The following is a 13,416-nucleotide window of genomic DNA, read 5'->3' on the forward strand; positions in this document are numbered from 1 at the left end:
TGAGTGTGGAATGTGAGTGTGGGAGATATATTGGTTTGGGGGTGGGAAGAATGTGAAGATGTGGGGGCAGGTGTAAGGGGCGGAGTGAGGCGTATGCTGGGCTGGGTGAGGATGTGGGGGCGGGGGTGAGTAACTTGGGGGAAGGAGATGAGAATGCGAGGGGCAGATTGAGGCGGGATGATGGGCTGGGCGAGGATGTAGGGGCGGGCGTGAGTAACTTGGGGGGAAGGAGATGAGAATGCGAGGGGCAGATTGAGGCGGGATGCTGGGCTGGGCGAGGATGTGGGGGCGGGTGTGAGTAACTTATGGGGAAGGAGATGAGAATTTCCGGCAGGTTTTTTTTCTATTGTAATTTGTACATTAGATGGCCCTGTAATTGGCTGAAAAATAGGATCTGTTGCACTTCGTACATTAGAAATCCTTAAAAGGAGAGTTTTCGGACCAAATCCCCGAAATCTAATGTACGAACTACATCAGAATGAATCTCAGCGCTGGCAAACGGCAACTCTGCTGCAGTAAATGCAATCACTTTGATATATGCTTAATTGCAATTCGTACAACTAAAACGTCCGATAATCCGTTTAGTTGTAGTTTGTACATTTAAAAATCCATTTGTACTTGGGTTCTCGCCATTCGGGCAAATTTAGTTGTACAGACTACACTTAGAAAGGGAAAAAACCTCTTTTAGAGTGTGTAGTTGTACAGAGTACACCTATCGCTAGACACCTATCACTGAATGTTCGCTTCGATCGAAATTTCATGAATGGGCGCATGATTAAAGGGATGATTTGTTAAGTAACTTGGGTAATTGAGAGAAATCCAGAGGAATTGAGAGTAGTACTTGAGCACAGTAGTTTGTTAGAAAATAGCCGCCATAGCTACAGCTTCCCACACCTAGCGGTGCAGAAAAGCTGTAACCGGCGGCTATCGGGACTTGAGGGGCGGCGGGCTCTATTGATAAGCATCCGCCCGCCCGGAGGGCAGCGCCCCGGAGTCCGGCGGGGCGCTCCGTACCCAGGAGCCGCGGATATCCCGCGACTCATCCCAGCTCTGCTGCTCCGCTATGGCGCTCAGCAGCGGATCAATCCACCGGGCGGCGGCTGCGTAGCCGCCCAGTGCACGCAGCTGCGCCTCCAGGGGAGGCCAGGCTGTGCGCAGAGGAGGTTTGCCGCCGCTGTAGAAGGCGGCATGCAGGTCTTCCCGGTCAAGCGGGCGCAGCGGCAGGTCTTCATAATGGCTCACGATCAGGTGAGCCAGGCAGACCGCGCCTTTGGCGATGACCGGGGAGACCAGGAAGCTCGGCAGGGTCCGGTACTCGAAGCCGCCATGCGGCTGAGGGCGGAAATCGCCGAGCACACCATAGCGGGGACGCCGGGCCGCAGCCCGGATGTCCTCCAGCAGGAACAGAGGCAGCGCTAGATAGTTATCTAGCGCGCGCAGGAGCGGCGCACACAGCGTGACGCCGCTGAAGTGCAGGTGGCCGCCGAGGGCCCAGCCCCGCAGCGGCATTCCTCCCGCCCGCCAGCGGAGCGAGCGGTCGGCAATGAGCCGGTCCGCCTCGCGTGCGGCGGACATCAGCTGCGCCAGCAGCGCGCGCGGTTCCCCGCGCGGCGCAGGGCGCAGCTCCGCCACCGGGAACACGCCGCGCGTTCCCGGGGGTCCGGCGTCGCAGCCCGCGACGCCTTCCATGGGCAGGTACCGCGACGCCGGCACGACGCGGCCCGTGGATTCCCGGAGCAGCAGGAACTCCGGGTCCATGCCCATGAGCAGCCCGGGCCGGCCCGGCTGCTCACTGTCAAGCATCCGCGCAAGCGCTGCGGAAGCTGACCGGTACGGCTCAGGCAGCGCTCCTGGGGGCTCAGGCATCACCGGAGTGATGCCTGTCACCATGTACCGCCGTTCGCCCATAGCCCGCAGCTCCACTTCGCCGCTGTCCAGTCCCAGACTATACAGCGCCCGCACCGCAGTATTCCGCAGAACCCCTGCAGCCCCCCGCAACTCCCTTCCCCCTCCACCTAAACTGCCAAACGCATCCCCACCACTCCCATACTCACCCTGCCTTCCAGCTCCTACCTCACTATTCCAATCCCCACCCTGCCTTCCAGCTCCTCCCCTCCCACTCCCATACTCCTCCTGCCCTCCAGCTCCTACCCCACCATTCCCATCCCGACCTTGCCCCCCAGCTCCTACCCCACCACTCCCATACTCACCCTGCCCTCCAACTCCTCCTACACCACTCCCATAATCACCTTGCCCCCCAGCTCCTACCTCACCCCTCCCATCCCCACCCTGCCGCTCAGCACCTAACTCAGCTCCTGCACTATCACTCCCACCCAACCATCCAGCTCCTACCCCACCAGCCCCCAGCACCCCGCCCATAGCCGCTCCCGCTCCAAGCGGCTGGCAGTTCAGCATGGCCAGATTAAAAATAAGCACGCGGTAGTGCTGTCTGTAGCTTGCGGGGTCTTGTCCATGTGAATGAGTATGAGCATGAGTGTCTCTTGTATCTTTTCGCCGTGCCCCTCTAGCGATAGAATCGGAGTCGGCCTCAATCCCGCAGCGCCGGAGCCTGCGTTCAATCTGCTCCGGCGCAAGCTGCCGGAATACGTTCAGCCCTTCATTCATGTCTGATGCCTCCGCCCATACGAAATTCCTCAGGGCCGTATCCCCTCGCGCACCGTCCTATAACCGGACAATACCCTTTGAGCATAAGCCGCTGAGGAAACCTGACCCCCAAATTATCAAGTGGAAATAGCACAATCATCCTTACCATTCAAAAAATATTTTCACATTTTAAAAAAAAGAGGGCATTCGCCCTCTACGCCGCTGCCCTCTCATCATATAATGGATCATAACCCATACAGAACTTCAGGCAGCGGCGTATTGCTTCCTACAACTCATCATCCAGAGCGTCAGGGTCCAGATCATCGTAATCAAAGCTCTCGCCGTCAAAATCATAATCCTTGTCTTCCAGATCATCACTCTGATCACTGACAAACACGCGGACCTTGGTCTCAGCCACCAGTTCCGCCTCGAACTCGCGTTCCACCCGAAGAGTCACACTGCCTCCGCCCGGCGATACCCCGGCTTCCACACAATTGGGTTCCTGCGTTGCCTCCGCAGAGACCTGTGCCGTGGAAGCACGGTGTCTCGGATCGAGGTACGACAATGGAATAAGCTCCACATAGGAGACCGTTTCCTTGGCAACCTCGGTCTGCTTGTTTTTGTCGTACGAATACCAGATGTTCACATCATAGGTACCAATTACTTCGATTCCGTTCCCGGCGGCAACCGCTTCGTACTGGTGGTTAATGATCCAAGCCCCCAGAATACTAGTCGGATGGTGTGGCGGAGTCACGGTATGGGTTGCGGTAGAGAACTTACGACCTTTGCCGCAAATTGCCTTCGTAATGATCTCCCTTGTTTGACGTTTATGGCTTAATGACATCTTTGAACCTCCTCCATACAATCATTCACTATCAAGTGTATGCACGTTCTGGGCATTTGTTGATTGTTAGAGTAGAAATAAATTTGGGTAAGCCCTCAGATGCCGTAACTGAAGCCCTTTGCTTCATTTTATTGCCGGATTTAGTCCATTATGAGTCTCCCGATCCGAAAAAAAACAAAAGTAGCGCCTTCCCCAAACCGGGAAAACCGCTACTTTTTGTGGTGCCATCATCTTAAGCCGGGAAGGGGCAGAGGCCCCCTGCTAGGAAAGAACACGTACGATGCCAAGCTGCCGGTGGCGGCTGAGATCGATGAAGTCCTCACCGATGTTCACCAGCGGACGCAGCGGGTCATGAGCCAGAATCATAATGATTTTGCCAATCTGCCCGTCCGTCAGGAGCACCTCATTGCCGATCATCGACTGCATCAGCTTATTAATGAACACACTGCAGATATAGGGGTCCAGCTTGCCGTAGACATTCTCGTCTATCTGCTTAAGCACCTCATACAGCGGCGCGGCTGTACGGTAGAAGCGGTCCGAAGTCATCGCATGGAAAATATCCGCCACCGCCACGATCTTGCTGAAATCCGTAATCCGGTGGCCCAGCACGCCGAAGGGATAACCGCTGCCGTCCATCCGCTCGTGATGCTGGAGCGCTACAAGCGCCTGCATATGAGTGGTGCCCACCGTATCGCGGATCATTTCATATCCATAGGTGGTATGCTTCTTCATCAGGGCATATTCATCCTCACTCAAGGGTCCCGGCTTGGTGAGAATTTCGGCGGGAATCATAATTTTGCCGATATCATGAAGCGTCGCGGCAATTGTCAGCATACTCAGCTCGTCCGGCTTCAGCTTCAGCCATTTGCCAAGCAGCGTAGAGATGATGCCCACCGCCACATTATGCCTGTATGTATAGTCGTCCTTAGTCTGCAACGCAGACAATATTCCAAAGAAATCATTCTTCTCGCTCACCTGCTGAATGAACGGGAGCACTTCATTCCTGAGCTCAATCATCGGCAGACGTTTCGTCTTCGTGTAGCGCAGCTGTTCAAAAATATTCTCCATCGACGCCGTACAGTCATCCACGGCCAGCTGATAGAATGCAGCACTGTCGACCTGGACCACATCCTGAGGCTCCAGAACGATTTTGTGCTGCGTAATCAGGCGGATATGCTCTCCGGTGAGCAGGGTCAATGCCGGCAAGACAAATACACCGCTATGATTAAAAAGGTTTGCTACCAGCTGTTTGCCGATATATTGATCATTGCTGTTATTCATATTCCTCACCTGCCAGACCAAGATTATTGATTTTGTACATAACTTAAGAGACTAGCCCATTTTTTGTGCTTATGTTTCTTATCGTTATAATACACTGGAATGTGAATACCTGACACCTAAATTACATGGTTTTGCTTACGCCTTGCCCTTCGATGGCCGCTTATCCCTTAGCGGATGCAGCTCGACCGGGCTTTTATAGCGCTTGGCAATCTTAAGATATAGCGCAAGCTCGCGGCATAATTGCAGAATGGCGGAGCGGATCTCGAATTCCTCACGCGAATCCGGCAGCTCCATCTTCTGGAACTCCTGTTGCAGCTCCTCCAGCAGCCGCTCGGTCCGGCCGGTATATTCCTCAGCCAGTACATCGCCGCTAAGCTGGTCGAACAGCTCCGCCACCATATCCCCATGCGGCAGCTGGCGGTACACCTGCGAGAGCAGCTGCAGCATATTCTGGATGGACTCCAGCTGCTCCTTGCGCATATAGAAGTACACGTTCCAGGCTTCATCGGGATGGATTACATGATTCTCCATTTCCCTGGATGCCGCACTCAGCCCCTTCTCCACGACCTCCCCTGCCCCGATCAGCTCTTTGCCGTCCCAGATATAGCCGGGATCACGCAGCGTTCTCGCCATCTGCCGGAAGATCACCGAGAAATAACCGTCAACTTCTTTGCGGATACCCGCAATCATCCCGCCGGTCTGCGGCATATAGATGAAGTTAACGAGTCCGGCCGAGCCGAGCCCGATCATCAGCAGCTCAATCTGCTGCAACAGAATGTGAACTGTGATATCAGCTTGTCCAAATACGCGGAACACAATAACGGAGCTGGTGACGATCCCTTCCTTGAAGCCGGATTTGACAATCAGCGGGAAACCGAACAATACATACAGTCCGAGCACCCAATAATGAAATCCGAGGACAAAGAAAAGAATACAACCCAAAAAGAGTCCCACCAGCGAGGCGAAGAAGCGCGCCGTAATCGTGCGTAGACTCCTTTTGCGGGTCGTTTCCACCCCGAGAATGGCCAGCAGTCCCGCGCTTTGCGCACCCGGAATACCAGCGGCGGCTGCCAGCAAAATAGACAGCAGAGTTGCAGCCGCCGTTTTAATAATACGAAATCCCATGTGAATACCTCTCCTACACCGTTAAGCTTCATCATTCAGATAAAGATATAGTCATGGTACAAGATTTTGCCAAGAGACACAATATGACATGGTTCTTACAGTCTCGACAACAGCAGCTTCTCCACATACACCACCAGCTGGTACATGGCCGTAGCCACCGCCGCAATGATGAGCAGACTCGACATGACCAGGGTGAAGTTGAACACCTGAAAGCCGTAGATAATCAGATACCCCAGCCCCGATTTCGCCACCAGAAATTCACCGACAATGACGCCGACCCAGGACATGCCGACATTCACCTTCAGGGTGGAGACCACCGCCGGGAACGACGCCGGGAGAATCACTTTGCAGAACTCCTGGCCTTTGGAGGCACCGAAGGAGCGGACCACCTTGACCAGATTCGGGTCCACGCTGCAAAAGCTGTTGTACACTACCAGAGTCGTGATAATCACGGTTATAGATAAGGTTGTAATGACAATGGCGGTGAAGCCTGCCCCGAACATTACAATGAAAATCGGCCCCAGCGCTACCTTCGGCATACTATTGAATACGACCATATACGGGTCCAGCACGGCGGACAGAAAAGGCGACCACCAGATGACGACAGCCAGCAGTGTCCCGATTAAGGTGCCCAGCACAAAGCCCACCACGGTCTCCCCCACAGTTACTCCCAGATGCGGCCACAGACTGCCGCTGACCATATCCCCCCAGATCTGCCCGAAGACCTTCGTCGGATAGCTGAACAGCAGCTCATCGATCCAGCCTATTCTGGCCCCGGCCTCCCAGAGCACAAAAAACAGCAGCAGCAGGCTGATCCGGACCATAAGCACCTGACTCTTGCGGCGCTTCTTCTTCTTCTTGTAATCTGCATGCTTCTGTTCCAGCCACTGCGCACGGGAGGCCGTCTCACGGGGCTGCGCTTCTGTATTCACTTTTCTTCCCTCCCTGCCAGTTCCATTTCCTTCCACACCTTGTGAAAAAGCTCCGCGAAGCCCGGCAAGTCCCGCGCATACAGCGGCGGGGTGCGGCGAATCGCTTCCGGAATCTCAAAAACCCTGCGGATTCTGCCCGGATTCGGCTGGAGCAAAATGACCCGGCTGCTGACCGCAATCGCTTCAGACAGGTCATGCGTAACCAGAATAGCTGTGGTTCCCCGGCGCATCAGCGTCTCCGAGACCAGATCCTCCAGCTGCAGCTTAATCTGGTAATCCAGCGCCGAGAACGGCTCATCGAGCAGCAGCAGGCTGGGGTCGGTAGCCAGTGTCCGCACGAGGGCAACACGCTGACGCATCCCTCCTGAGAGCTGCGCCGGGTAGGCGTGTTCCTTACCCTCCAGCCCCATATCGGCCAGGAGCTGCAGGGATTTAGCGCGCGAGCTCCCAGTAAGCCTTCCGGTCAGCTCCAGCCCAAGCAGCACGTTATCCTCAATCGTTCTCCAGGGGAACAGATAGTCCTGCTGGAGCATGTAGCCGACCTCCGGCGAGGGTCCAGTGGTGGAACGCCCGCTGAGCAGCACCTCGCCGCGTGAAGGCTGCAGCAGCCCGGCGATGATCGACAGAATCGTCGTTTTGCCGCAGCCGCTTGGTCCGACCAGACTGACGAACTCGCCTTGGCCGACGCTGAGATTCAGATCCTCTATAGCAAGCGAAGCCTCGCGGTCTCCCAGATAGGCGTGCGTGACTTCCTTCAACTCGACTACTGGAAGCATATTTGTTGGCCTCCTCACTCCTTGATGCTGCTCTCTGCCTGCTCTGCAAAGCTGTTATTAACAATCTTAGCGGCAGGGATTCGTTCCTTCAGCTCACCGGCATGGTCGATGACATCCAGCAGATTATTCCATTCCTTGTCATCGATAACCGGGTTCAGGGCATAGGTATCCTGTTCCTTATAACGGCTGATGGCAGAGACCACAATGCCCCGGTCAATTTTTTCAAAATAAGGCATAACCGCGTCAGCAATCTCCTCAGGACTATGAGCCTTCACCCATAACTGGGCACGCTGGACCGCATTGGTGAATTTCTGCACCGTGTCCTGATTCTTAGCAATGTAGCTCTGCTTGGACATGAATACCGTATACGGCAGATAACCGCTCTCTACCCCGAAGGAAGCGACCACCTGACCCCGGCCTTCACTCTCGAAGATCGATGCCTGTGGCTCGAACAGCTGCACATAATCCCCGGTCCCTGAAGCAAATGCGCCGGCAATATTGGCAAAATCAATGTTCTGGATCAGCGTCAGATCCTTCCCCGCATCAATCCCCTTGTTCAGCAGCGTGAATGCGCCCGCCATCTGCGGCATACCCCCTTGCCGTTGCCCCAGGAAGGTCGAGCCCTTCACTTTGTCCCATGTAAAATGACTGTCCGGTGTACGCGCGAACAAGAAGGTTCCATCCCGCTGCGTAAGCTGGGCAAAATTGATTACAGGATCATCCGCCCCCTGCTGGTACACGTAAATGGAGGTCTCCGAACCGACCAGCGCCACATCGATTGCCCCTGAGAGCAGGGCCGTCATGGTCTTATCTCCGCCCGGTATCGTCTGCAGCTCTACATCCAGCCCTTCATCCTTGAAAAAACCCTGCGATAAGGCCACATATTCAGGCGCATAGAACACGGAACGGGTAACTTCGCCGATCTTCACCTTGACATCAGCGGATTTACTGCCGCAGCCTGCAAGAACAGAGCCGAGCACAAGCATCAACAAGAACGGCAATGACAGTCTTTTGATCCCTTTCATCCTTTCCTCTCCTTTCTTCCCGGGTCTTTCGCCCTTGCTCTATGCATATGCGGCAGTCTGTAGAAAGGTTAAAGCACAATATGTGAAGCGCTTACATTTTATTCAATTCGTCCACCCCTTCCCACCCGTGAGCGATCGCAGCGCCGTATTCACACTGTACCGGACCAACGGGCCCTACTCACAAAGGACCGGGCGATGCTCTCCGCCGTGGCTATTTTGGCAAAAACATTCTTACTTCAGCAGCCATTCCCCAAAAGCATGACACAGCTCCGCCCTGGTAAGCGGGAAGGCAATCATGTAATCCTGTTCCGCTCCACTGCTGCTTCGCAGAAGCCAGCCACCTGAAGAAGCTTCAATGAAAGATACCTGCTGCAGGCTCCAGCCCTCACCGTTCCTGGCACATAACCGCAGCTCTCCGGACGCTGTGCGGTTCTTCAAGACTTTTGCCAATTCAGCAGAGCTGTCAGGATCACCTGTCTCCGCTCCCAGCAATTCTGCCAGCACACACAAGGTCCAGGTCCCGGCCTTCTCATGTATTTCCTCATATCTGCGTCTGGACAGGAATAGCGCGGGAACGGACAGGGGGCTTTGGGTCTGCACATGCTCGAAGCAATTGAACAGGTAATAACAGGCCCGCTTCATCTCTGCCGGCTCCTTCAGTTCGTATCCGAAATCGTCCTCTTCCATTAACCCTGTTAAGATGATCTTCTCATTATGTACTTGCAGGCATACATCCTGCGCATATTCACTCTCATTGAATTTCATTCTGCAGATCCGCTTGGAGCCTGAGGCTGTGTGCAGGAGCTCGGCGACCACTGTCCGCTGGCTTTCACCCGGGAACAGATACTGTGCCAGACAAATAAACTCTTGATTGTTCACATTCTTTATCCCTTCCTTTTTAGCATGAACTATAAAACTTGCAATCTTTATGTTATCATAAGCTAATTTTAAGGTAAAATTAAGAAAGTCAGGGTAAGATCAATACCATGAAATACTTTTAGCGAGGTGGTTTTCAAAATGAGAATGCTCATCACTTTTCAAAACAAGCTTGTCCCTGTATATTTCACCACAGAAAACAAACAGCCGACCCAAAAAGTACTTCGACTGCTCAACAGTACACTTGAACTCAAAATTCAAAAGGGTAAAAACGCTCTGCAGACCTGTTTGAATTCTCTGATCAGTATCGAAATTAAAGGCTCAGAAGCTATATTGCACAGTTACAGTGAAAATGATTCATTGGCCTTATCCCTCTATTAAACAGAGGGATATTTTTTTGCCGATATGCATATAAGGGTAAACAACTTAAAAAAGCACATGCCCGCAAGTGAGGGATGCGCTTAGTCTATGGGTTGCATGGACTTTGTTGTCAACATTATAGTCTCGATCAGCCAATCCGGAGGTTTCGGTTCTCCTCTTTCTCAGCCTTTTTAATTCGCAATGTGAACAACTTCACCAGGTTACGACGGGTATGCTCTTCGTGACAGCTGTCCAGTTTCTTCAGGATGAAACGGTCAATGGACATGTCAATCGCTCCTTTAGATGGGGGCTTAGTCCCGTAATCTGGAGAGGGAATCATTTCCTGATCTCCTTATATCACCTATATAACCGGGTCGCTGCGTCCCTAAACTTGTCCCTATCCCGACCTGCGCCGCTTGCGAAAATAGGAATACTACATATGGACCATTCACCGGTAAATTGGATTGCTGTAATAGAAGATATGGTATTTTTGCGAAGGATAGCAGCTTCTGCCTTTCAAAACAAAATTTTATCCGACGGATATTTACAAACTAAAAATTAAATGCTATATTATCGATAGTTAATATAATATAGATACCTAAGGAGAAATCATAATGTCGAATGTACTGTTTATCAAAGCTAATAACCGCCCGGCCGAGCAATCCGTAAGTGTTCAGCTCTACAACGAATTCCTGTCCAGCTACAAGGAAACTCACCCGCAGGACCAGATCACTGAACTCGACCTGTTCGCTGAACAGCTTCCTTACTACGATAACACCCTGATCACTGGCGTATACAAAGCCGCTCAAGGCTTCGAAGCCACTCCTGAAGAAGCAGCAGGCGCTGCACTTGTGAAGAAGTATCTGGACCAGTTCCTGGCCGCTGACAAAGTAGTCTTTGCCTTCCCGCTCTGGAACATGACCGTTCCGGCTGTACTGCATACCTATATCGACTACCTGAACCAGGCTGGAACTTCCTTCAAGTACACTGCTGAAGGTCCTGTAGGACTGCTGACTGACAAAAAAGCAGCCGTTCTGAACGCCAGAGGCGGCGTATACTCCACAGGCCCGGCAGCAAGTGCTGAAATGGCTGTTAACTTCATCATGGGTAACCTGAACTTCTGGGGCTTCAAGGAAACTACACAGGTAATCATCGAAGGACACAACCAGAACCCGGATAAATCCGCTGAGATTATCGCTTCCGGTCTGCAACTGGCTAAGACTGCAGCCGCATCGTTCTAATCTGTTATTACTTTAACCTGCATACGTAAAACGGGCTGTCCCAAACTTGGGACAGCTCTTTATTCCGGAGTGGGATCAACTTGAGCACTAAAAAAAACCAAAAACGGAAAGCAGCGATTCCCCCATAATGGGAGAATCACTGCTTTTTTTAACGTTTGAAGCTTTTAGAAAATCGAGAACTTGGCTCCACAGTAGAACATCTAATTGTGGGACATCTCTCTTGACGTTGAAACGGAGTTCTTACGGACAGGGCCAGATGCCACTGCTATAACAGTTGCTGAAGCAGGTGGATTTTCTCCACTTGCTATTGAACAAGTTGCCTTAAGCTAGATAGCAGTTGGAAAAAAGGCACTTAATCTGCTTCAACTCTTCCCAATCGAGGTATTAGCGGGGTAGCAAGTGACGTTTATCCACCTAATTTCCCAAAATGCTCTTAAGTCACCAAATTAAGATACGTTTTTCCAACTACTCTCCAGGGTGGCGTAGCTCCTGCTTACACAATGCACAGCATCCAGCAAGTTTACTCCGTTATGCAAATTTTCTTACCTATTCCCATGCTCGCTTCCATGCTTCTACAATGCCCTGGGATTTCATCGCCGCTTAATATTCGTCCAGCACCCGCTGCCAGCTGCCCGCCTTCGCACGGGGCGGCGCACTTTTGGTGGAGGCGGCGGCTGTCTTGCGCTTCTGTCTCGCTTCCTTGCTGTTCTGGAATTGCAGCTCCTTCTGCGTCTTGTGGTAATTCTGCAGCCGCTTCCCGTCCAGCACACCGCTGGCGGCAGCTTCAAGCACGGCGCAGCCTTCCTCCCGTGTATGAGTACAGTCACTGAAACGGCATTCTGCCGCCAGCGTACTGATCTCCCCGAACGCCAGGTCCAGTCCGCCGTCATCCTCCCACAATTGCAGCTCGCGCATTCCCGGGGTATCGACGATGATTCCGCCGTCAGGGAGAACAAACAGCTCGCGGTGTGTAGTCGTATGACGTCCGCGGCTGTCCCCTTCCCGCACATCCTGGGTGAGCTGCAGATTTCGGCCGCTGAGCCAGTTGACCATCGTCGATTTGCCGCAGCCCGACGAACCGGTCAGAGCTACAGTATGACCCCTGCCGATGTAGGGCTGCAGCTCCTCCCGCCCGTCGCCCAGTATCGCGCTGACCACATGGACCGGGACACCGGGAGCGGCCTGCTGCATTTCGGCCATTTTCAGCTCCGCATCGGTGCACAGATCTGCCTTGGTCAATAGAATGACGGGATTCGCCCCGCTGTTCCAGGCCATAATCAGATAACGCTCCATCCGCCGCACATTGAAATCATCATTCAGTGCACTGACCAGGAATAAGGTATCCACATTGGAAGCCACAATCTGCTCCTCCTGCGTCGGGCCCGCCACCTTGCGCGAGATGACGCTGTGACGGGGAAGCACCCCATGAATCACTGCATGCGCTCCTCCATCCTGCATCGCCAGGACCACCCAGTCGCCTACCGCCGGATACTCGCCGGACCCGCTCAGCGAATGACGGAACTTGCCTGACAGCTCACCCCACAGCTCACCTGCTGCGGTAATTACCTTGTATTTACTGCCGAAATCTCCGGCAATCCGTCCCGGTGCATACTCCCTGTCGTCCAGCAGCCGCAGCTTATCTGTCCATTTTCTGTTCCATTCTTCATTCCAGCCGTACTGTTCTAGCTTGATATCGATATTCATGCATTTCCTCCTGAATGGGTTATTATCGTTCTTTATTAAGACGCACTTAAGATTAATACTCCAAGCATGGTCGTCACTACGGTGAACATTTGGACTTCCAGCCGCTGTTGTGTTTGGATTTCCCTATTTTAGAACCGCTCCTCGCGGTAGAAATCCAAACACAAAGGCGGACGCTACCGCTCCTCCAGTTCCAAATTTCCCCTCCGTTTCTTTTTGCTTTTTCTTAGTCTTAAGTGCGTCTCATACCTCCGCTTACCACACATCCATGTATCTCCGGGCAGCATTGGCTCCACATGCGCACACAAAAAACCGCCGGAACCCAAAGGTTCCGGCGGCAGAGGCAGACTCGGACAGCAGTTCGGCCTATGCTGTTGTACAGCAAAGAACCGCCCCCTGGGCAGAGTCATTCCAGAATAGCGGAGGCTACTCCCTCTTAGGGAGAAGGAGCAGACCCCGCTATCCGGGCGTGATGCAGCAGACCTGCACACGCAAAAAAGCCGCCGGAACCGATACGGTTCCCGGCGGCTCTAGAAGGCATCATAGAGCTTACTTGCGAAGCTGGGGATTAATAATTACTCCACAGCCGCATTTCCCGGAAGACACGTATCCACAACAGTAGCAACCAATCCTGTACCGCTAGTATAAACT

General features: G+C 53.2%; 11 protein-coding genes. 2 read left to right on the plus strand and 9 right to left on the minus strand.

Going from position 1 to position 13,416, the window contains the following annotated elements; genetic code table 11:
- Positions 1-951: 951 nt before the first annotated feature.
- The 8 genes from NST43_RS16505 to NST43_RS16540 form a co-directional block, all read right to left on the minus strand.
- Entirely contained in the window at positions 952-2,625 is a 1,674-nt protein-coding gene (locus NST43_RS16505; RefSeq protein WP_339218151.1) for a hypothetical protein, read from the minus strand.
- 265 nt (positions 2,626-2,890) lie between these two features.
- Entirely contained in the window at positions 2,891-3,448 is a 558-nt protein-coding gene (locus NST43_RS16510; RefSeq protein WP_209989644.1) for an outer spore coat protein CotE, read from the minus strand.
- A gap of 261 nt (positions 3,449-3,709) precedes the next feature.
- Complete coding sequence (locus NST43_RS16515; protein WP_209989642.1) at positions 3,710-4,729, minus strand: HD-GYP domain-containing protein; 1,020 nt, start codon at positions 4,727-4,729, stop codon at positions 3,710-3,712.
- Positions 4,730-4,864: 135 nt separating this feature from the next.
- Positions 4,865-5,854 (minus strand): aromatic acid exporter family protein, encoded by a 990-nt coding sequence (locus NST43_RS16520; RefSeq protein ID WP_209989638.1) that lies wholly within the window; start codon positions 5,852-5,854, stop codon positions 4,865-4,867.
- Between the two features lie 95 nt (positions 5,855-5,949).
- A complete protein-coding gene (locus NST43_RS16525) occupies positions 5,950-6,786 on the minus strand; it encodes an ABC transporter permease (protein ID WP_209989635.1) in 837 nt (278 codons plus the stop codon).
- The gene (locus tag NST43_RS16530) at positions 6,783-7,562 is read right to left on the minus strand and encodes an ABC transporter ATP-binding protein (protein WP_339218153.1); all 780 of its coding nucleotides are present in this window, start codon (positions 7,560-7,562) and stop codon (positions 6,783-6,785) included. Before NST43_RS16530 ends, NST43_RS16525 begins: the two co-directional genes overlap by 4 nt.
- 14 nt (positions 7,563-7,576) lie before the next feature.
- Positions 7,577-8,587, minus strand: coding sequence for an ABC transporter substrate-binding protein (locus NST43_RS16535; RefSeq protein ID WP_339218155.1), 1,011 nt, complete (start codon positions 8,585-8,587; stop codon positions 7,577-7,579).
- A gap of 231 nt (positions 8,588-8,818) precedes the next feature.
- The gene (locus NST43_RS16540) at positions 8,819-9,466 is read right to left on the minus strand and encodes a hypothetical protein (protein ID WP_209989625.1); all 648 of its coding nucleotides are present in this window, start codon (positions 9,464-9,466) and stop codon (positions 8,819-8,821) included.
- Positions 9,467-9,604: 138 nt separating this feature from the next.
- Between NST43_RS16540 and NST43_RS16545 the strand changes: the two genes are divergently transcribed.
- Both NST43_RS16545 and NST43_RS16550 read left to right on the plus strand, forming a co-directional pair.
- Complete coding sequence (locus tag NST43_RS16545) at positions 9,605-9,844, plus strand: hypothetical protein (RefSeq protein WP_036699054.1); 240 nt, start codon at positions 9,605-9,607, stop codon at positions 9,842-9,844.
- Positions 9,845-10,437: 593 nt separating this feature from the next.
- Positions 10,438-11,064 (plus strand): FMN-dependent NADH-azoreductase, encoded by a 627-nt coding sequence (locus tag NST43_RS16550; RefSeq protein ID WP_209989619.1) that lies wholly within the window; start codon positions 10,438-10,440, stop codon positions 11,062-11,064.
- 600 nt (positions 11,065-11,664) lie between these two features.
- Here the strand turns inward: NST43_RS16550 and rsgA are convergent.
- Positions 11,665-12,768 (minus strand): ribosome small subunit-dependent GTPase A, encoded by a 1,104-nt coding sequence (gene rsgA / locus NST43_RS16555; RefSeq protein WP_339218158.1) that lies wholly within the window; start codon positions 12,766-12,768, stop codon positions 11,665-11,667.
- Between the last annotated feature and the right edge of the window lie 648 nt (positions 12,769-13,416).

This window comes from Paenibacillus sp. FSL H8-0332, from assembly GCF_037963835.1.
Classification (GTDB): Bacteria; Bacillota; Bacilli; order Paenibacillales; family Paenibacillaceae; genus Paenibacillus_AQ; species Paenibacillus_AQ rhizoplanae.

Coding starts and splice junctions, on each gene's coding strand:
- NST43_RS16535 (WP_339218155.1), bottom strand. CDS start 8,587: ATGAAAGGGATCAAAAGACTGTCATTGCCGTTCTTGTTGATGCTTGTG.
- NST43_RS16530 (WP_339218153.1), bottom strand. CDS start 7,562: ATGCTTCCAGTAGTCGAGTTGAAGGAAGTCACGCACGCCTATCTGGGA.
- NST43_RS16510 (WP_209989644.1), bottom strand. CDS start 3,448: ATGTCATTAAGCCATAAACGTCAAACAAGGGAGATCATTACGAAGGCA.
- NST43_RS16550 (WP_209989619.1), top strand. CDS start 10,438: ATGTCGAATGTACTGTTTATCAAAGCTAATAACCGCCCGGCCGAGCAA.
- NST43_RS16545 (WP_036699054.1), top strand. CDS start 9,605: ATGAGAATGCTCATCACTTTTCAAAACAAGCTTGTCCCTGTATATTTC.
- NST43_RS16515 (WP_209989642.1), bottom strand. CDS start 4,729: ATGAATAACAGCAATGATCAATATATCGGCAAACAGCTGGTAGCAAAC.
- NST43_RS16520 (WP_209989638.1), bottom strand. CDS start 5,854: ATGGGATTTCGTATTATTAAAACGGCGGCTGCAACTCTGCTGTCTATT.
- NST43_RS16505 (WP_339218151.1), bottom strand. CDS start 2,625: ATGAATGAAGGGCTGAACGTATTCCGGCAGCTTGCGCCGGAGCAGATT.
- rsgA (WP_339218158.1), bottom strand. CDS start 12,768: ATGAATATCGATATCAAGCTAGAACAGTACGGCTGGAATGAAGAATGG.